General features: G+C 62.3%; 18 protein-coding genes. 11 read left to right on the plus strand and 7 right to left on the minus strand.

Annotated features, from left to right (window positions below):
- Positions 1–1512, plus strand: a complete 1512-nt coding sequence (lysS, locus tag FEZ59_RS03190; RefSeq protein ID WP_029254413.1) for a lysine--tRNA ligase — start codon at positions 1–3, stop codon at positions 1510–1512.
- 155 nt (positions 1513–1667) lie between these two features.
- On the opposite strand, the gene FEZ59_RS03195 is transcribed toward lysS, so the two are convergent.
- Positions 1668–1886 carry a hypothetical protein gene (locus FEZ59_RS03195; protein ID WP_172932235.1) on the minus strand — a complete coding sequence of 73 codons (219 nt, stop codon included), beginning with the start codon at positions 1884–1886 and terminating at the stop codon, positions 1668–1670.
- A gap of 195 nt (positions 1887–2081) precedes the next feature.
- Between FEZ59_RS03195 and FEZ59_RS03200 the strand changes: the two genes are divergently transcribed.
- From FEZ59_RS03200 to FEZ59_RS03220, 5 genes are all read left to right on the plus strand, one after another.
- Entirely contained in the window at positions 2082–2609 is a 528-nt protein-coding gene (locus FEZ59_RS03200) for an Lsr2 family protein (RefSeq protein WP_306674829.1), read from the plus strand.
- Between the two features lie 147 nt (positions 2610–2756).
- Positions 2757–3656 carry an alpha/beta fold hydrolase gene (locus tag FEZ59_RS03205; RefSeq protein WP_172932365.1) on the plus strand — a complete coding sequence of 300 codons (900 nt, stop codon included), beginning with the start codon at positions 2757–2759 and terminating at the stop codon, positions 3654–3656.
- 38 nt (positions 3657–3694) lie between these two features.
- The gene (locus tag FEZ59_RS03210; protein WP_030534801.1) at positions 3695–4552 is read left to right on the plus strand and encodes an alpha/beta fold hydrolase; all 858 of its coding nucleotides are present in this window, start codon (positions 3695–3697) and stop codon (positions 4550–4552) included.
- 297 nt (positions 4553–4849) lie between these two features.
- The gene (locus FEZ59_RS03215; protein ID WP_003945604.1) at positions 4850–7393 is read left to right on the plus strand and encodes an ATP-dependent Clp protease ATP-binding subunit; all 2544 of its coding nucleotides are present in this window, start codon (positions 4850–4852) and stop codon (positions 7391–7393) included.
- A gap of 77 nt (positions 7394–7470) precedes the next feature.
- A complete protein-coding gene (locus tag FEZ59_RS03220; protein WP_019746801.1) occupies positions 7471–7950 on the plus strand; it encodes a nucleoside deaminase in 480 nt (159 codons plus the stop codon).
- A gap of 57 nt (positions 7951–8007) precedes the next feature.
- Here the strand turns inward: FEZ59_RS03220 and fadD5 are convergent, their stop codons facing one another.
- From fadD5 to FEZ59_RS03235, 3 genes are all read right to left on the minus strand, one after another.
- A complete protein-coding gene (gene fadD5 / locus FEZ59_RS03225; protein ID WP_030534800.1) occupies positions 8008–9597 on the minus strand; it encodes a fatty-acid--CoA ligase FadD5 in 1590 nt (529 codons plus the stop codon).
- Positions 9598–9692: 95 nt separating this feature from the next.
- Positions 9693–10472: an enoyl-CoA hydratase gene (locus FEZ59_RS03230; RefSeq protein WP_133727742.1), complete on the minus strand. Its 780-nt coding sequence runs from the start codon at positions 10470–10472 to the stop codon at positions 9693–9695.
- A complete protein-coding gene (locus FEZ59_RS03235; protein WP_019746804.1) occupies positions 10469–11458 on the minus strand; it encodes a nitronate monooxygenase family protein in 990 nt (329 codons plus the stop codon). The genes FEZ59_RS03230 and FEZ59_RS03235 overlap by 4 nt, the downstream gene beginning before the upstream one ends.
- Positions 11459–11796: 338 nt before the next feature.
- Here FEZ59_RS03235 and FEZ59_RS03240 point away from each other — a divergent pair, with 338 nt between their 5' ends.
- The gene (locus FEZ59_RS03240) at positions 11797–13020 is read left to right on the plus strand and encodes a TetR/AcrR family transcriptional regulator (RefSeq protein ID WP_172932236.1); all 1224 of its coding nucleotides are present in this window, start codon (positions 11797–11799) and stop codon (positions 13018–13020) included.
- Positions 13021–13118: 98 nt separating this feature from the next.
- Positions 13119–13553 carry an OsmC family protein gene (locus tag FEZ59_RS03245; protein WP_003945839.1) on the plus strand — a complete coding sequence of 145 codons (435 nt, stop codon included), beginning with the start codon at positions 13119–13121 and terminating at the stop codon, positions 13551–13553.
- Here FEZ59_RS03245 and FEZ59_RS03250 read toward each other — a convergent pair.
- Positions 13528–14010 carry a hypothetical protein gene (locus FEZ59_RS03250; RefSeq protein WP_019746806.1) on the minus strand — a complete coding sequence of 161 codons (483 nt, stop codon included), beginning with the start codon at positions 14008–14010 and terminating at the stop codon, positions 13528–13530. The two genes, FEZ59_RS03245 and FEZ59_RS03250, sit on opposite strands and share 26 nt — an antisense overlap.
- Entirely contained in the window at positions 14007–14522 is a 516-nt protein-coding gene (locus FEZ59_RS03255) for a DUF4352 domain-containing protein (RefSeq protein ID WP_019746807.1), read from the minus strand. Before FEZ59_RS03255 ends, FEZ59_RS03250 begins: the two co-directional genes overlap by 4 nt.
- A gap of 24 nt (positions 14523–14546) precedes the next feature.
- Between FEZ59_RS03255 and FEZ59_RS03260 the strand changes: the two genes are divergently transcribed.
- Genes FEZ59_RS03260 through FEZ59_RS03270 form a run of 3 tightly spaced genes read left to right on the plus strand, consistent with a single transcriptional unit; the run spans position 14547 to position 17304 of the window.
- Entirely contained in the window at positions 14547–15902 is a 1356-nt protein-coding gene (locus tag FEZ59_RS03260; protein ID WP_069146920.1) for a histidine kinase, read from the plus strand.
- Between the two features lie 48 nt (positions 15903–15950).
- On the plus strand, positions 15951–16604 hold the full coding sequence (locus tag FEZ59_RS03265) for a response regulator transcription factor (RefSeq protein WP_021342792.1): 654 nt from the start codon (positions 15951–15953) through the stop codon (positions 16602–16604).
- A 55-nt stretch (positions 16605–16659) separates the two neighbouring features.
- The gene (locus FEZ59_RS03270) at positions 16660–17304 is read left to right on the plus strand and encodes a DsbA family oxidoreductase (RefSeq protein WP_232816808.1); all 645 of its coding nucleotides are present in this window, start codon (positions 16660–16662) and stop codon (positions 17302–17304) included.
- Here FEZ59_RS03270 and FEZ59_RS03275 read toward each other — a convergent pair.
- Complete coding sequence (locus tag FEZ59_RS03275) at positions 17283–18551, minus strand: GAF domain-containing protein (protein ID WP_021342794.1); 1269 nt, start codon at positions 18549–18551, stop codon at positions 17283–17285. The two genes, FEZ59_RS03270 and FEZ59_RS03275, sit on opposite strands and share 22 nt — an antisense overlap.
- Positions 18552–18623: the final 72 nt, after the last annotated feature.

The raw sequence follows: 18623 nt of genomic DNA on the forward strand, positions 1-18623 counted from the left end.
GTGAGTGATGTAGAAGCCCAGCCAGTCGACGACACCCCCGAGCAGCTCCGTATCCGGCGCGAGAAGCGTGAACGGATCCTCGCGCAGGGGCAGGAGGCGTACCCGGTTTCGGTCGATCGCACCCACACGCTCGCGCAGATCCGCGCGGAGTACCCGGAACTCGAGCCGGACACGGCGACTGGCGTGCTGGTCGGCGTCGTCGGCCGCGTCATCTTCATGCGCAACACCGGCAAGCTGTGCTTCGCGACTCTGCAGGAAGGCGACGGTACCCAGCTGCAGGCCATGATCAGCCTCGCCGGCGTCGGCGAAGAGGCACTGGCTGCCTGGAAGTCCGACGTCGACCTCGGCGACTTCGTCTTCATCCACGGTGAGGTCATCAGCTCCCGTCGCGGCGAGCTCAGCGTGATGGCCGACGCGTGGCAGATCGCGTCCAAGGCGCTGCGTCCCCTGCCGGTCGCTCACAAGGAAATGAGTGAAGAGTCCCGTGTGCGTCAGCGCTACGCGGACCTGATCGTTCGGCCCGAGGCTCGGGACAACGCCCGCAAGCGTGTCGCTGTTGTCCGTGCGCTGCGTAATGCGCTCGAGAGCCGCGGCTTCCTCGAGGTCGAGACGCCGATGCTGCAGACGCTGCACGGCGGCGCGGCAGCTCGCCCGTTCGTCACGCACTCGAACGCCCTCGACATCGACCTGTACCTGCGTATCGCGCCGGAACTGTTCCTCAAGCGTTGCGTCGTCGGCGGTATCGAGAAGGTCTTCGAGATCAACCGCAACTTCCGCAACGAGGGCGTCGACTCCACTCACTCGCCCGAGTTCGCGATGCTCGAGACGTACGAGGCCTACGGCACGTACGACGATTCCGCGAAGATGATTCGTGAGCTCGTCCAGGAAGTTGCGCAGGAAGCATTCGGCACGCAGGTCCTCACCCTCGCCGACGGTTCCGAGTACGACGTCAGTGGCGAGTGGCAGGTTCTCGAGATGTACCCGTCGCTGTCGGCTGCCATCGGCACCGAGGTCACGCCGGATACGACGGTCGACGAGCTTCTCGCTCTGGCGGAGAAGGTCGGCCTCGAGGTTCCCAAGGACAAGGGCTACGGCCACGGCAAGCTTGTCGAGGAGTTGTGGGAGCACCAGTGCGGCGATCAGCTGTACGTGCCGACGTTCGTCCGTGACTTCCCGGTCGAGACGTCGCCCCTGACCCGTGATCACCGAAGCAAGAAGGGTGTCACCGAGAAGTGGGACCTGTACATCCGCGGATTCGAGTTGGCGACCGGCTACTCCGAACTTGTCGACCCCGTCATCCAGCGTGAGCGCTTTGTCGACCAGGCGCGCCTCGCGTCGGCAGGCGACGACGAAGCGATGGTGCTGGACGAGGAGTTCCTCGCCGCGATGGAACAGGGCATGCCGCCGACCACCGGCACCGGCATGGGAATCGATCGACTGCTGATGGCTTTGACGGGTCTCGGTATTCGCGAGACGATCCTCTTCCCGATCGTTCGTCCGTCCGCTCGCTAGCTTTACTTCGATCAAGGTTCGGCCGCACATGTTGCGGCCGAACCTTTTTCAGTTGGGGCACTCCCAAGGTATTCGATACGGTTCACAGTCGGCGTCGTCGTCGGCTATCGGCGGTGCCGAAAACCAGATGAATCTGGGTGAATTCTTCAGCTCGATCAGCTCAGCGGGGAGCGCTCGTAGTTGGGATTCGATTTGTTCCCAACGACATTCGCCTGCGGCAAAGGATTCATCCATGCGGTCGCCTGAGTTTCGGACTTTCGAATTGTTGCGATGATTTGGTCGATCGTGCCCTGGTTGAGTGCATCAGGTAGTCCCTGATCCGACTGGACAAGGAAGACCATGACCTCGGCTGTGGAGTATCCGGGTGTGGTCATGACATCGAATTGTGCTGAGGGCGGATCGCATTCGTTGTCCGCCGGGATAATTGTGACGGTTGCGGTGTACCGGATCGCAGGGCGTCCGGAGATGGTGAAATTCGTGGGTCCGCTGTAAGCGATGCTGGCGAGAGTGCCGTTCTTGGAGGCGAAGATTGCGCTCGGTAGAGGTCTTGTCTCGAGTCGTCGTCTGTCATGATTCTCCCCCGTCTGGATGCATCCCCCGATGCGCCGCAAGGAATGTATCGGCACTGTCTTTGTCGCAAGACAAGTCGACTGGCATACCCGGCGGAGATCAGTCCCAATCATCCGGACGAGCCAAGACAGGACGTTTGTCCAGGTGCTATTGTCGCTGCTTATCGAAGGATCTGGGGAGGAATGGTCGTGGTGAAAAAGGTTGTTGTCACGATGGTTGACGATCTGGACAAAAAATCGCCCGCGGACGAAACTGTGGAGTTTTCCGTCGACGGAGTTGCTTACGAAATCGATCTGACCGCCGCCCACGCCGCGGAACTGCGCGATGCACTGAAAAAGTGGATTCCTCATGCGAGAAAGTCGAATTCCGCCAAATCAGTCAACGGAGCGGTGACCAAATCCCGTCCCGTTGCGGACCGCGATCAGAGTGCCGCCATCCGCGAATGGGCCAAGGGTGCGGGCTTCGAGATTTCGGCCCGCGGTCGTATTTCCACCGAGGTGCGCCGTGCCTACGAAAAGGCCGTCTGAAATGGATCGCGAATGGATTCGGGCGCATTTTGCCGAAACGGATTGATAACGCGTTCTAGTTTGTTAGCGTCTGCACGGTTCGCATCTCTCGCAGAGGAGTCGGTCGTGCACAGAATCAGGTTGTTCGGGGGCGTGGTTCTTGCCGCTATGATGCTTGTCGGGTTCACCTCCGTGGCTTCGGCTCAGGCCCCGTTGCCCGTGCCCAATGCCTTCCTTGCCGGTGTTCCTCAGGAGTTGGGAAATCCTGGCGGTTCAGCTCCTGGATCCAATGACTTTTCGTGTAAACCTACTGCCGAACATCCCAATCCGGTTGTTCTCGTTCACGGAACGGGTGGAAACAGGCAGACCAACTGGGCCACCTATGCGCCGTTGCTCGCCAACGAGGGCTACTGCGTCTTCGCGCTGACGTACGGCAACTTCCCCGAGCAGCCGTGGCCGTTGTCGGCCATCGGTGGAATGCAGGAAATTCCCTCCAGCGCAGCACAATTGTCGGATTTCGTCGATCAAGTTCTGGGCGCTACGGGCGCAACGTCGGTGGATCTCGTCGGGCATTCGCAAGGCACGATCATCAACGGGTACTACGCGAAGTTCCTCGGCGGTGCCGACAAAGTGGACAACATCGTCTCGGTGGCATCGCTGTGGAAGGGAACCCTCGGAAACGAGCAGGCAAGTATCGGCCGCAGCCTTCGCGAACTCGGGGTATCCGAGGCGGCACAGGCAGGATTCCCGATCTGCAAGGCGTGCCTGAACATGGGAGCCGGTTCGGAGTTCATCGAAAATCTCCGTGCGGGAGGCGTTTACGCGCCGGGCGTTCACTACACGAACATCACGACGCGCTACGACGAACTGGTGCTGCCGTATACAAATGGGCTGGAGCCCGGGCCGAACGCAACCAACATCGTCGTCCAGGACGGTTGTGAGCAAGACATCTCCGATCATCTCGCCATCGCGGCATCGCTGCGCGCGGCGACTTTTGCTCTCAATGCACTCGATCCCGCGCATCAGCGGCCGGTACCGTGCAACTCGGTATTGCCCGTCGTGGGTTGATCAATATGTGGAGGCCTTCGGTGGGGATTCGAACATGCGTGGGTGCGCTCGCTCTGGCGGGGGCCGTGGCCGCGACCGCCACACCTCTTGCGTCGGCGAACGAACCTCTTCCCGTTCCGTCCGGTTTCTTCAGCGGAATCGCCCTCGAAGCGACCAACCCGGGCGGATCGGCCCCTGGCACCAACGACTTCTCGTGCACGCCTTCCGCTGCTCATCCTGATCCAGTCGTCCTGGTGCACGGGACGGCGGCCAACCGTCAGACCAATTGGGGTGTACTCGCACCTGTACTGGCCAACGAGGGATACTGCGTTTTCGCGCTCACCTTCGGGAATCGAACGGACCAGCCGTGGCCGATTTCCGCAGCCGGCGGTCTCGCACCACTCGGAGACAGCGCAGGGCAGCTGTCGGACTTCGTCGATGACGTTCTTTCTGCGACGGGTGCCTCGAAGGTCGACCTGATCGGACACTCTCAGGGGACGACGGTCAGTGCGTACTACGCCAAGTTCCTCGGCGGCGACGCGAAGGTTTCCAAGATCGTCTCCATCGCTCCGTTGTGGGACGGCTCGGAGGTCGGGCCGCCGGAAGGCGTCGGGGGACCGGATTTCGACAACGCCACCTTCGTGACCGAACTGCGCGACGCGGGCGTCTACTCCGATGACGTCGAGTACACCAACATCGTGACTCGGTTCGATCAGGTAGTCGTTCCGTACAGCAGCGGAATACTGGCCGCGTCGAACGCGTCGAACATAGTTGTTCAGGACGGTTGCGAGCAGGACCTGTCGGATCACATCGCGTTGGTGGCGTCGCAGCGAACGGCGACTCTGACGCTCAACGCGCTGGATCCGTCGAATCCGCGTGAGGTGCCGTGCACTCGGGTACTCCCGATATTCGGCTGATCAGGCGTCGAAAATCGCTGTTCGCTTCAGGCGTACAGGAACCGGGAAACGATTCCCTCAGCTGCGACGTTGTGAACGGTAAGCAGTCCGGCTTCCGCCGCCAATCGGGTGGAGGAGCAGCAGGTGGACTTCGCGCCCTCTAGAGTAATAAGTGGGGTCGTGCAACCTTTGTCGATTCGTGGACGTCAGTCCGCTGACCGGCGAGGCGATCAGTCTGTAGTGCCGGAGCGAAACGCGGCGACCAGGGACGAGACATCCGGTCTCGAACCTGCCCGCCGGAGAGTGTGAGGGAGAGCGATGTTCGAGAGGTTCACCGATCGCGCGCGGCGCGTTGTTGTCCTGGCTCAAGAAGAAGCCAGGATGCTCAACCACAACTACATCGGCACGGAGCACATCCTTCTCGGCCTCATTCACGAGGGCGAAGGTGTTGCAGCCAAGTCGTTGGAGTCGTTGGGTATCTCCCTCGAGGGAGTCCGCAGCCAGGTCGAGGAGATCATCGGCCAGGGCCAGCAGGCTCCGTCCGGTCACATCCCCTTCACACCGCGCGCCAAGAAAGTCCTCGAGCTGAGTCTGCGCGAAGCGCTGCAGCTCGGACACAACTACATCGGTACGGAGCACATTCTGCTCGGTCTCATCCGTGAGGGTGAGGGCGTAGCAGCCCAGGTTCTGGTCAAGCTCGGTGCCGATCTCAACCGTGTCCGCCAGCAGGTCATCCAGCTGCTGTCGGGCTACCAGGGCAAGGAGCCCACCGAAACCGGTGGCACCCGCGGAGAGGCCGGCACGCCGTCCACCTCGCTCGTGCTCGACCAGTTCGGTCGCAACCTGACGCAAGCTGCCCTCGAAGGCAAGCTGGACCCGGTCATCGGCCGCTCGAAGGAAATCGAGCGCGTCATGCAGGTTCTCTCGCGTCGTACCAAGAACAACCCGGTTCTCATCGGTGAACCCGGTGTCGGTAAGACCGCTGTGGTCGAGGGCCTGGCTCAGGCAATCGTCAACGGTGAGGTCCCCGAGACCCTCAAGGACAAGCAGCTGTACACGCTCGACCTCGGGTCGCTCGTGGCCGGCAGCCGTTACCGCGGTGACTTCGAAGAGCGCCTGAAGAAGGTTCTCAAGGAGATCAACACCCGCGGAGACATCATCCTGTTCATCGACGAGCTGCACACCCTCGTTGGTGCGGGCGCGGCCGAGGGCGCTATCGACGCGGCCTCCATCCTCAAGCCCAAGCTTGCCCGCGGTGAGCTGCAGACCATCGGTGCTACCACTCTCGACGAGTACCGCAAGTACATCGAGAAGGATGCCGCTCTCGAGCGTCGTTTCCAGCCCGTTCAGGTGGGCGAGCCGACCGTCGAGCACACCATCGAGATCCTCAAGGGTCTTCGTGACCGCTACGAGGCTCACCACCGTGTCTCCATCACGGACGGTGCTCTCGTGGCAGCGGCGACGCTGGCCGACCGCTACATCAACGACCGCTTCTTGCCGGACAAGGCGATCGACCTCATCGACGAGGCGGGCGCGCGAATGCGCATCCGTCGGATGACTGCACCGCCGGACCTGCGCGAATTCGACGATCGCATCGCCGACGCGCGTCGCGAGAAGGAGTCCGCGATCGACGCGCAGGACTTCGAGAAGGCTGCGAACCTGCGTGACAAGGAGAAGACCCTCGTTGCTCAGCGCGCTGAGCGTGAGAAGCAGTGGCGTGCGGGCGACCTGGACGTCATCGCCGAGGTCGACGACGAGCAGATCGCCGAGGTTCTGGGCAACTGGACCGGTATCCCCGTCTTCAAGCTCACCGAGGAGGAGACCACTCGTCTGCTCCGCATGGAAGAGGAACTGCACAAGCGGATCATCGGCCAGGAAGAGGCAGTCAAGTCCGTCTCGAAGGCGATCCGTCGTACGCGTGCAGGTCTGAAGGATCCCAAGCGTCCCTCGGGCTCGTTCATCTTCGCCGGCCCGTCCGGTGTCGGTAAGACGGAGCTCGCGAAGTCGCTCGCCAACTTCCTGTTCGGCGACGACGACGCTCTGATCCAGATCGACATGGGCGAGTTCCACGACCGCTTCACCGCTTCGCGTCTGTTCGGTGCCCCTCCCGGGTACGTCGGATACGAAGAGGGTGGCCAGCTCACCGAGAAGGTGCGCCGCAAGCCGTTCAGCGTTGTGCTGTTCGACGAGATCGAGAAGGCACACCAGGAGATCTACAACACCCTCCTGCAGGTGCTCGAGGACGGCCGTCTCACCGACGGTCAGGGACGTACCGTCGACTTCAAGAACACGGTGCTGATCTTCACGTCCAACCTCGGTACGTCGGACATCTCCAAGGCAGTCGGCCTGGGCTTCAGCTCGGGAACGGGCACGGAGTCGAACTACGAGCGCATGAAGCTCAAGGTGCACGACGAGCTGAAGAAGCACTTCCGTCCCGAGTTCTTGAACCGTATCGACGACATCGTCGTCTTCCATCAGCTCACGAACGAGCAGATCGTTCAGATGGTCGACCTGATGCTCGCTCGCGTCGAGGCGGCACTCAAGAACAAGGACATGGCCATGGAGGTCACCGACAAGGCCAAGTCGCTTCTGGCCAAGCGCGGATTCGATCCGGTACTGGGTGCACGACCGCTGCGTCGCACCATCCAGCGCGAGATCGAGGACCAGATGTCCGAGAAGATCCTCTTCGGAGAGATCGGACCCGGCCACATCGTGCTCGTCGACGTCGAGAACTGGGACGGCGAAGGCTCGGGAGAGGACGCGAAGTTCACGTTCACGCCCACCAAGAAGCCGATCGACGTGCCGGACGCACCGCCGATCGAGCTGACCAAGGCCGGCGAAAGCGAAAGCGCAGCAGAGTAGTACAGCAGAGTAAGTAACGAACGGGCGGCACCTCACCGGTGCCGCCCGTTTCGTGTATCACGGGAGAGGGCGTACACATGAACGACATCGAACTGGGTCACCTGCGTCGTTGCGTCGAATTGGCAACGGAAGCATTGGATGCCGGCGACGAACCTTTCGGTTCCGTCCTGGCAGCGGCCGACGGAACATTTCTGGCGGAAGATCGAAACAGGATCGCGGGCGGCGACAACACCCGCCACCCCGAGTTCGAGCTGGCTCGGTGGGCGGCTCAGTATCTGACGCCGGAAGAGCGTTCGACGGCAACGGTATTCACCTCGGGAGAGCACTGCGCGATGTGTTCGGCTGCGCACGCATGGGTGGGCCTCGGACGTATCGTCTACATCTGCTCTTCGGCTCAACTCGGCGACTGGCTCGCGGAGTGGGGTGCGGCCCCGGCGCCGGTGAAGTCTCTGTCCGTCAACGAGGTTGCGCCGAACGTCCCGGTCGAAGGTCCGGTGCCGGAGTTGGTTCCGCTGGTGCGAGAACTGCATCGGAAGTTGCATTCGCAGAGCGCTTGACGGGCACACTCAAACGGGCGGCACCCCGCTGGCGGTGCCACCCGTTTGCGTGTGGAGTCAGGAAACTGCGTCGACCGCTCGAACCTTCTCTCGCAGTTCGCCCTTGACGACCTTGCCGCTTGCATTGCGCGGCAGCGCTTCCACGACGACGATGTCCTTCGGGTGCTTGTAACGCGCGAGACGATCATTGAGGAAGCTGCTCAGTTCCTCGATGGTCAGGTCCACGGCTGAACCTGGCGCCATCGCGACGATCGCTACCGGCACCTCACCCCACTTGGCGTCGGGGCGACCGACGACGGCCGCTTCGACGATCAATTCGTGTTCGTAGAGAACGTTTTCCACTTCGGCGCAGTAGATGTTCTCTCCGCCGGAGATGATCATGTCCTTCTTGCGATCGACGACGTAGACAAAGCCTTCGTCGTCGACTCGAACGAGATCGCCGGAGTGGAACCATCCACCGTGGAAGGCGTCAGCGGTGGCGGTGGGGTTGTTCCAGTACTCGCTCATCATCGTGGGCCCGCGGTAGACGATTTCACCGATTTCACCGGGCGCCACGTCGTCCATGTTCTCGTCGACGACCCTGGCCGAAATGGTCGGGATGACCCGACCGACGGATCCGAGCTTGCGAATCGCATCCTCACCGTCGAGAACGCAAGTGATGGGCGACATCTCGGTCTGACCGAAGACTGCGACATTGAATGCGTCCGGGAAGGTTTCGGCCATTGCCCGCAGGATGGTATCGGACGATGGTGCGGCGCCCCACGAGATGTTCTTCAGCGACAGTGCTCGAGGTTGCGCCTTCTGCACTGCGCACACGGCCTGCCATTGCACGGGCACGAGGAACAAGCTGGTGACCTTCTCGGCTTCGAGAATGTCGAGTAGTTGACCAGGGTCGAATGCGCCGACCGGATGGATCACCGTGGTCGTGCCGAGTTGCAGGCTCGGCGCGATGGAACCGAGGGCCGCGATGTGGAACATGGGCGACGCGCAAAAGCCGATGGAATCGGCATTGAACAGGTGGAAGGCCCTGATACAGGTCAATGCTTGCGAAGACAGGTTGGAGTGGGAGAGCACCGAACCCTTGGGGCGACCGGTGGTTCCCGAGGTGTACATGATGAGTGCAGGAGTGTCGTCCGGGATGTCGACGAACGCGTGCGGCTCGCCCGCCTCGCTGATCAGGTCCTCGTAGTTCAGGCTGTCACCCTCGGCGGGGGCGCCTACGGTGATGGAGATGTCGATACCCTCTGACGCGGCACGCGCCGCTCCGGCCAGTGGAGCCAATGGTCCCTCGGCGACAATGACTTTGGAGCCGGAGTCGTTGACCAGGTACGCGATCTCGGGTGGCGTGAGACGGAAGTTCACCGGAACAGCTATCGCGCCCAATGCGTTGGTCGCGAGCACGATCTCGAGGTATTCGGGGCGATTGAGCATCAGGATGAGCACGCGGTCGCCGAAGCTGACGCCGCGTCGGGCTAGAGCGTCTGCCAGCTTCTCGACGCGTGCGTCGAGGGTGCTCCAGGTGATGGAATCGCCCAAGAATCGCAGCGCGGTGCGATCGGGAATCATCTGCGCATGCCTGGCGATCTGATTGTTCCAGTTGGTGCGGCGTGAACGCTGCGCCTCGGAGACTGCATCGGTGGAGGCCATCGATGGGTTCCTCTCATGCGTGGGTGATTGTGTGACTCAGGCTACAGTGAGCCGTCGATTCTCACAGTGGTTTTGTTAACGAAAATTCGCAACGACTACTTGAAGTGCGGTGCGCGCTTCTGCAGCATCGCCATCGCGCCTTCTTTGAAGTCGTCACCGGTGAGAAGTTCTGCCTGACCGGTATTTTCGAGCTCCAACGCGGCATCGAGGCGGTCCAGCGTCGCTGCATTGAGTGCGCGCTTGGTGAGTTCGAGTGCGCGTCGGGGAGCCTTCGACGTGCGATCGACGACCGAGTCGACGAGTGCGTCGAACGCGTCGTCTGCGATGGTGCGGGACACGAGCCCGAAACGCTCTGCGTCCTCGGCGGAAACCCGCTCGCCCAGCAATGCCATCTCGGCCGCTCTGGCACGTCCGATCGCTGCCGGCACCAGCGCACTGGCGCCGCCGTCGGGCATCAGGCCGATGTTGACGAACGAGAGGAGGAAATAGGCGCTCGATGCTGCGTACGTCAGGTCCGCGGCCAGGGCGATGGACACTCCGACGCCGGCTGCCGGGCCGTTGACCGCGGCGATCACCGGGACCGGGGCGCTGGTGATGGCGCGAATCAGAGAAGTCGCCGCATCCATGACAACTTTCGGGTCTGCGGGGTTGAGGGCCGCTGCCGCAAGATCGGCTCCGGTGCAGAACGCTCGACCGGATCCGGTGATCACGATGGTACGAACTCTCGGGTCTGCGCCGCCCTCTCTGACGGCGGCTGCGAAAGCAGTCATCGTGGGTAGGTCGATCGCGTTCATCCGCTTCGGGCGGTCGAAGGTCAATCGCAGTACACCGTCGGTGATTTCGGAGCGAAAGCCCGTCTCAGCGGTGGCGGTCATGCCGCGCTCACAGCGGTGACGAATCCGGAAAGCCGTGAGGTGATGAGGTGTTCGGCCTCCGAGACCATGCGGTCGATCATGTCGGCGACGGTCGGGATGTCGTTGATCAACCCTTGGCTTTGCCCGGCGGACCAGATGCCTGCATCGAGATCGCCGTCTTCGAAGACCTTGCGCCCGCGTGCCCCGGCGACCAGATGCTGGATGTCGCTGAACTGCGCGTCGCCGCGCGCCTCGATGTCGACGACTTCGGCGCTGATCGCATTCGCTGCTACGCGTGCGGTGTTGTGCAGAGTCCGGAAAATCAGCTTGGTGTCACGCTCGGTGTTGGCGACTATCTGCTCTTTAACCGATTGTGCTACAGGAGATTCCACGGTGCACATGAATCGAGTTCCCATGTTGACGCCGTCTGCTCCGAGCGCAAGCGCCGCGACGAGTCCGCGGGAATCTGCGATTCCGCCTGACGCGATCACCGGAATCGTGAGTTGCTGCGTGGCCGCCGGAATCAGAATCAGCCCTGGTATGTCGTCTTCACCTGGGTGTCCGGCGCATTCGAAGCCGTCGATGCTGACGGCGTCGACGCCCAGTCTCTCGGCCTTGACCGCGTGACGAACTGCAGTGCACTTGTGGATCACCTTCACGCCCGCGTCCTTGAAATGCGGAAGATGATCGATCGGATTGGAACCGGCCGTCTCGACGATCTTGATCCCGGATTCGATGATCGCCTGGCGATATTCGGCGTACGGCGGCGGCGTGATCGACGGCAGAATCGTGAGATTGACGCCGAAAGGCTTGTCGGTGAGATCGCGGGTCCGAGCAATTTCCTTGACGAGATCTTCCGGAGTGGGTTGGGTAAGGCCGGTCAGGAACCCCAGGGCGCCGGAATTGGCCGTGGCCGCAACAAGTTCTGCGCGTCCTACCCACATCATGCCGCCCTGCACGATCGGATGGTCTACGCCGAACATCTCGGTGAAGCGAGTGCGAATCATCTGCTCACAACTACTTTCTTACGATCGGTCAATCGGCATCGAACCCTATTGCAGGCGAAGAAAAATCCTGCGCTGCATGGAACGAGCCCGCCAGCGGACTGCGTGCAAGTTTGTGCGAATCATCACTAACATAACACCGGTGTGAGAGCGGGTGTCAAGACTCTTTTTCCGGAATCCGTCCGCCGTGACAGCCGCGTTGTAGGGTTTCGGGTGAAGCCGTACCGGGCGCGAATTGCGACCTTCGCGACGGTTAACATGGTCCGTTCGGACTCGCGCCCGTAGAAGTGCGGTGCAGCGGACGAAGGCAGTGGAAGAAAGCAACGGAAGTGGAGGGTCAGGTGCCCGGACAGACACGCGTCTCCGTGAGCGGCAGTGGCTCTGCACCACGAACGCGTCCGAAGAATCGGAAGGCCCAAATCGCGGCCGCTGCCGCGGAGGCATTCAGTGAACGTGGCTACCACGCGGTCGGCATCGACGAGATCGCAGCGAAGGTCGGAATCTCCGGGCCGGCCCTCTATCGTCATTTCCCCACGAAATACGCGCTGTTCGTCTACACCGTGAACAACCTGACCCAGGCGTTGCTGGATGCCAGCGATCCCGCGGTACACGGAAACGACGATCCACGCGAGCAGTTGAACTCCACCATGGTGGGGGTCATCCGCGCGACGATCGAGAATCGGCGTAGGGGAGGGCTCTACCGTTGGGAGGGCCGGTACCTGGTCGACGAGGATCGTGAGCAATTGCGGGAGGGAATGCGCACGCTCAATCTTCGGATTGCCGAGCCGTTGGCCGCAGTGCGCCCGGAACTGGACCCGGCCGACGTCGAGTTGATCGCACCGGCTGTGCTCAGCGTGATCGCCAGTATCACCGGTCATCGATCGGCGTTGTCCGCCAAGCAGATCGAATCGTTGATTCTCACAGCTTGTTGGTCGGTGATCGGCGTCGAGTTGCCCGTTGGTGCGAAGGGCGGCGGCAAGAAACAGGCGCCCGAACGCAAACCCGGCCTTGCCCGGACGTCGAAACGTGAAGTGCTGCTTCAGGAAGCCGTATTGCTGTTCTATCAGCGCGGCTATCACGACGTGAGTATCGAGGAGATCGGCGCCGCAGCGGGTATCAACGCGTCGAGCGTGTACCGGCACTTCGCGAGCAAGGCCGATCTACTCGCCGCGGCTTTCCACCGGGCGTCCGATCGCCTGACGATGACGTTGGGTTCGGCGTTGGCGGAGTCGGAGACACCACTCGCGGCCGTAGAGACATTGGCCAAGATGTACGTCGAGGTGTCGTTCGGCAGAAGCGAACTGTTGGCAGTCTATTTCGCCGAGATCGGCAGCTTGCCGGACCGGTCGCGGACCGAGTTGCGGAACATCCAGCGGCTCAACGTGGAGGAGTGGGCGCACTTGTGCGTCGAGGCGCGGCCGGAGTTGACGATCGTCCAAGCGCGGTTCCTCGTCCACGCGGCGCTTGGTCTGGTGTTCGACATCGGCAGGATCGTGCACTTTTCCTCGGAGAACTCCGCGCAAGCACGCGTCGAGAAATTGCTGACCGCGACTCTCCTGGGGTAGCGCAGTCCGAAACAGTAGGTGTGACTTCACGTATCGCGGGTAGGTTCGTGATCGCAAGGCGTTCACCGAATCATGTGAAGACGGAAGTAGGGACAGCAATGCCAACTCGTACCGCACGCACCGCCTGGAACGGCACCCTCGAAGCCGGGTCGGGACAGGTCGAACTCACCAGCTCGGGTGTCGCGACCTTCGATGTGTCGTTCCCCAAGCGCGCAGCTGAGGAAGCCGGCGGAACCACCAGCCCCGAAGAACTGATCGCCGCGGCACATTCGTCCTGCTACGCGATGCAGTTGTCGGCACTGATCGCCGAGGCCGGCGGAACCCCGCAGAGCCTCGACATCACCGCAGACGTGTCGCTGGGCCCCGACACGGTCGGCTTCAAGCTCACCGGAATCAAGCTCACCGTTCGCGCCGAGGTCGACGGCCTCGACGCCGACGGTTTTGCCAAGGTTGCCCAGGCGGCCAAGGAAACGTGCCCGATCAGCAAGGCACTGACCGGCGTCGACATCACGTTGGATGCGGCACTGGACTGATCACCTCGTGCTCGGGCGCCCCCTGCGGCGCCCGAGTGCGGTTGTGTGTGACGACCAGGTAGCTTGCGAACAATATCGGGAGCACCCACAGATCCGAGGGATCACGAAAGACCACGATCGGCAAGAGCTCGCCGCGGAATCCTCCTGCGGTCCAGCGGAAAAACCCGATCACCCACTCGTACGCGTCGCCGATCGGCGAGACCGTCTTCACCGCGGCGAAGCCGATGCCCGTGACCGCGATGGACCAGGCGATCGCTGCTCGCCCCGCCAGCTTTCGTCTGAGCACCTCGAGAACCGAGAGCAGAAGCAAGGGAAACAGGAACACGCCGGCGACGTCGGACAGCTTGCCCGTCATCGTGTTCCCGAATGCCCCTTTGAGTACGTGGTCGTTGACCAAGATGACGGACACCGAGACCAGCGCCCACGGACTCAGCAGCAGATCGCCCGGGCGGTTCACGACAGGTTGATGGTTGCCGAGCCGGACGAGAACAGGTCGCACTTGAACTGAAGGCGAAGACCGGTGGCGGCTTCGGGGACCTCGTACGCCAATTCGCCTCGCTTGGCTGCACCCGGCGCAAGCTCTCCGTCGACACTCGACGTGCTGCTGTCGGTGAACGTGATGTTGTACGACTTGTTGGTCGAGTCCTGCAGTTCGAAGCACATCATCGATGACACAGTCGACGGCTTGTCGCTGTTGTTGGTGACCTCGGTGTCGACCACGACGTAGCGGTTTCCGGGATCCGCGGTGATGAACTGATTGGTCGAGACATAGGGATCGACAACGCCGTGTACCTGGACGCGCCAGTCGCCCAGTTCGACGACGTCACCGATGCCGAAGGCGGCCGCGGGTGCGGCGGAAGAACCGTTGTCGTCGACCTTCTTCGCTTCGTCGGTCTCGCCCGAGGCGATGGTTGCGAACAGGGCTGCGCCGACGGCGAGGAGGGCGAGGGGAGTACGGAGTGATCGCATGATGTGCGCCTTTCGAGAGTTGGTATGGCACAAGTCAACGATGTGGGGACCGCTCACCGCTTCGGTCGAAAGATCGGGGAGCCTCATCCTTTCGGTCGGAGCTTGACGGTTCGTCCACCCGTTCGGCTGATTCGAGGCGTCGGTGGCGGTGGATACGCTTGCCCGGTGATCACCACCAAAGGAACCGTTGTGCGACGACGCGTATGGACTACCGCCGCCGTCGCGTTCAGCCTTTTCTGTTCCTTCATGACGGTGGGCATCGCAGGCGCGTCGGGAAATATGCCACCGGCATTGGTCGGGATCGGGTTCGTCCTGGGCGTGGCCGGTGGGATATCGCTTGTCTGGCGCCATCAACATCCCTGGGTGGTTCTGGCGATCACGCTGGTCGGCCCGCTGTTCTTCCCCACCGATGCGACGGCGGCGCTCATCGCGTTGTTCGCCGTTGCTCGGATCGCGCGTGGGCCTCGGCTTGCAGCAGCCGCGGCAGCTGTCTTCGTCGTGTGCGGAATTTCGTTGACCTACGACGCTTTTCGAAATCGTGAGTACTCCGTTCTCACGATGGGCACCGCGAAACCCAAAGACGGTTCGGTGGTTGTTCAATACGACGTCGCCATCTGGATCCCGTGGCTCGTCGCTGCCGTCATGGTCGGCATTGTCGTGGCGCTCTCGCTCCTGATTCGGACCAGAACCGAACTCGTCGAGGCAGAGCACGTACGGGATCTGGCCACCGAGAAAACCGATGTGATGCGTGACGAGATGATTCGCACCGAGGAACGAACGCGGATCGCTCGCGACATGCACGACACGATCGCGGCCAGTTTGAGCCGGATCTCGTTGTTCGCCGGCGGGTTGCAGGTCAGCGCGGCAGACAATCCCGAGAAGGTCGTCAACACCGCAGCGATGATCAGAACCACCGCACACGAGGCTTTGGACGAATTGAAGGGAATCGTCGGAGTGCTCAGGGGAAGCGGTGATCGCCGCGAACACGGTGGGCACCAGGGGATCGACGCGATCGGTGACCTGGTCAACAGTGCACGCGCGGCAGGCATCCACTGCCGTCTCGAATCCGAGTTGCTCCCGGGTGATGTCGGAATGTTGGCGGGGCATGTCTGTTATCGCGTCGTTCAGGAATCGTTGACCAACGTCCAGAAGTACGCGAGCGACCAGATGCTCGTCATTTCCGTGACCGGGTCGCCGCACGACGGAATCCGCATCCTCGCACGCAACAAGCTGAGCGAGCTTGCACCCATGACGTCGATCGGTTCTCGATCCGGCCTACGCGGGTTGGCCGAACAGGCGCGAGAGATCGGTGGCAAGGTGGAGGCAGGCGCGTTGGGGGACGATTTCCTCGTCAGTTGCTGGGTGCCCTGGTCGTCGTAGCCCTCCCACCCTCCAACTGTCGGGGGCTCTGGGTAATCTGAGCGCACTATGGACGCTGACTCGCGCATCACAGTTTTGATCGTCGACAACGACGCGTGGGTTCGGCGCGGGATGAAGGACATCCTGGAAGCAGCGCCGGACATCGTGGTGGTTGCCGAGGCCGAGGACGGCGATCAGGTCGCAGCCAAGGTCACTCGTTTTCGTCCCCACGTGGTGCTGATGGATCTGAAAATGGCACGGGTCGGCGGCTTGGAGGCCACGCGCGAATTGATGACCATGAGCAATCCGCCGAAGGTCATTGCCATGACCGCCTTCGACGTCGACGACATGGTTGTGCAGGCAGTCGAGGCGGGCGCGCACAGTTTCCTGAGCAAGGACGCAGCTCCGCAGGCGTTCCAGCAGGCAGTGCGGGTAGTGGCGTCGGACCACTCGTTGTTCAGTTGCGATTCTCTGCGCGCCATCGTGGCCTCGTCGCCGCGTCGGCAAGCGCCCGATCAGACTCCGCTCGCTTCGCTCACCGAGCGCGAGCGCGAAGTGCTGACAATCCTGGCGACAGGCGCGGCCAACAGTGTCATCGCGGAGCGGCTGTACCTCGGTGAGACCACCGTCAAGACGCATATATCTTCGCTGTTCGGCAAGCTGGGTGTGCCCAACCGCGTGAGTGCATCGTTGATCGCGTTCCGGTGTGGCCTTGTGACGTGACTCGGGACTAATCCCGACCCTGTTCGTTGTTGCACCTTCGGTGACTGATCAAATCGTGATTGACCAAGACGTGACCATCGAAGTGTGGTCGGACGTCGCTTGTCCGTGGTGCTACATCGGAAAGACCAGGTTCCTCTCGGCGCTGGATCGTTTCGAGAACAAGGACCGCGTCAACGTCATCTGGCGCTCGTACCAGCTCGCTCCGGAGACCCCGGTGGGAGAGGGCCGAACCGAACTCGACGCCTTGGTCGAGATGAAGGGGATGGCGCCTGATCAGGTACGTCAGATGTTCGCCCACGTCAGCGCGACCGCCGCCGAGGTCGGGTTGACCTTGGACTTCGAAACCGTGATCGCCGCCAATACCTTTGATGCGCACAGGTTGCTGCATCTCGCGGGTGAGCGGCAGAACGAACTCCTCGAAGCGCTGTTCAAAGCGCACTTCAGCGACGGCAAGGTGATCGACGACCGTGAGGTGCTGGTCGAGCTGGCCGTGAGCGTCGGCCTCGACGCCGATGTCGTGCGCGAGCAACTGGGCTCCGATGCCGCAGCGGAGGCTGTCCGCGAAGATCTCTCCATGGCCCGCCAACTGCAGGTCAGCGGCGTTCCGTTCTTTGTCGCCAACCGTGCGGTTGCCGTGTCCGGCGCTCAGCCCGAAGAGGTGTTTCTGCAGTTGCTCACTCAGGCCTCCGAACCGGCCTGAGTAAGGCGAGCGGCACGCACAGCCGGGGCGTTCGAAAACGGCAACAGATGTGCGCCGTTCACGGGGCAGGACAACGTCACGTGCGCTGCATCGACGAACCGGTACGGCTGCGCTGCAACAACTCCGGCGAGGTTCTTTCGCAGACGCGACATCTCGGCCCGCGCGGTCACCGTGCGGGCCGGGTCGCCGAACAGATCTTGCGCCAACCGAGATGCAGTCAGTCCACGTCTCTCGGATCCGAGGAGGAACAGAATCTCCGCATGTCGTTGGGTGGGGGCGTATGCCCATTCGCCGAAACCCGACGTGACGGTCACCGACATGTTCTCGGAATCGCGCAGATCGATATGCACCGTGGGCGCGCTGATTCTCTCGCCGGTGGTGATCGGTCTAACCAGCCACCCGCCGGGAAGCGGATCCAGTTCGCACAGGCCCAAGGCCGGGAACCATGTCCTGCCGGGAGCCAAAGCTGCGGGGAGCAGCACGCGCGAGCGATGAGGTAACGCGTCGACCGCTGCGACCCATCCGTGGGTGTCGATCACCAATGCGGGTGATCCGCTTCGTGCAAGCATCGGCCCTGCAACAGAACGTAGTTGATCGAGATTGTCCCGATGCTTGTCGCGCAGGTGTGATTGAGCGAGGCGTGCGACGGCGTCGACCAGGGCGAGCGTCGTGGGATGAACGGTCTTGGCAGGACCACTGATGTCGACGACGCCGATGACACGGTCGTCCCGCGGATCACGGATGGGTGCCCCTGCACACGTCCACGGATGATGGCTGCGCGCATAGTGTTCCGCCGAGAAGATCTGAACCGCCTGTCGTGACACCAATGCCGTTCCGATGGCATTGGTGCCGACGCTGTCCTCCGCCCAGTTCGCCCCTTCGACAAATCCCAGACGCGCAGCTTGGTCCAGTACGCGATGGGAACCGCTGCGCCACAGTACAGTTCCGCGAAGATCTGCGACGACCATGATGTTCTCACCGCTCGCGGTGACCGATTCGAGTCCGCGTGTCACGTCGTCGAGCACGTCGTACAGTCCGGACTCACGACGACGGAGATCGAGTTCGGCGACGTCCATCGACGGTTCGACCCGGCTGTGCTCGGGATCGATACCGAGTTCGCGCAGGCGCTGCCACGATTGGCGAACCACGTCCCTCGGGCGGGCCGGTGCGCGGTCTCCGGCCATCGTCGCGTCGTACACCGCGGCGAGGGTCCTCGCGTAGTCGCGAGGATCCTCGCCGGGCGGCATCGCAGGCTCTGGCAACCGCTTTTTCAGTGAAGACACCGCTTTCGGCGAAGACGCCGCTTTCAGTGAAGACAC

Origin of the sequence: Rhodococcus sp. MS13 (assembly GCF_013277835.1) — a bacterium.
In the GTDB taxonomy this organism is placed as follows: Bacteria; Actinomycetota; Actinomycetes; order Mycobacteriales; family Mycobacteriaceae; genus Rhodococcus_F; species Rhodococcus_F erythropolis.

What these genes read in the sequence shown, in the direction of transcription:
- FEZ59_RS03230 (WP_133727742.1), bottom strand. Translation starts at nt 10,472, where the DNA reads ATGACCGCCACCGCTGAGACGGGCTTTCGCTCCGAAATCACCGACGGT.
- FEZ59_RS03200 (WP_306674829.1), top strand. Translation starts at nt 2,082, where the DNA reads ATGATTCTCCCCCGTCTGGATGCATCCCCCGATGCGCCGCAAGGAATG.
- FEZ59_RS03215 (WP_003945604.1), top strand. Translation starts at nt 4,850, where the DNA reads ATGTTCGAGAGGTTCACCGATCGCGCGCGGCGCGTTGTTGTCCTGGCT.
- FEZ59_RS03245 (WP_003945839.1), top strand. Translation starts at nt 13,119, where the DNA reads ATGCCAACTCGTACCGCACGCACCGCCTGGAACGGCACCCTCGAAGCC.
- FEZ59_RS03260 (WP_069146920.1), top strand. Translation starts at nt 14,547, where the DNA reads ATGGCACAAGTCAACGATGTGGGGACCGCTCACCGCTTCGGTCGAAAG.
- fadD5 (WP_030534800.1), bottom strand. Translation starts at nt 9,597, where the DNA reads ATGGCCTCCACCGATGCAGTCTCCGAGGCGCAGCGTTCACGCCGCACC.
- FEZ59_RS03265 (WP_021342792.1), top strand. Translation starts at nt 15,951, where the DNA reads ATGGACGCTGACTCGCGCATCACAGTTTTGATCGTCGACAACGACGCG.
- FEZ59_RS03220 (WP_019746801.1), top strand. Translation starts at nt 7,471, where the DNA reads ATGAACGACATCGAACTGGGTCACCTGCGTCGTTGCGTCGAATTGGCA.
- FEZ59_RS03255 (WP_019746807.1), bottom strand. Translation starts at nt 14,522, where the DNA reads ATGCGATCACTCCGTACTCCCCTCGCCCTCCTCGCCGTCGGCGCAGCC.
- FEZ59_RS03235 (WP_019746804.1), bottom strand. Translation starts at nt 11,458, where the DNA reads ATGATTCGCACTCGCTTCACCGAGATGTTCGGCGTAGACCATCCGATC.
- FEZ59_RS03195 (WP_172932235.1), bottom strand. Translation starts at nt 1,886, where the DNA reads ATGACCACACCCGGATACTCCACAGCCGAGGTCATGGTCTTCCTTGTC.
- FEZ59_RS03205 (WP_172932365.1), top strand. Translation starts at nt 2,757, where the DNA reads ATGATGCTTGTCGGGTTCACCTCCGTGGCTTCGGCTCAGGCCCCGTTG.
- FEZ59_RS03275 (WP_021342794.1), bottom strand. Translation starts at nt 18,551, where the DNA reads ATGCCGCCCGGCGAGGATCCTCGCGACTACGCGAGGACCCTCGCCGCG.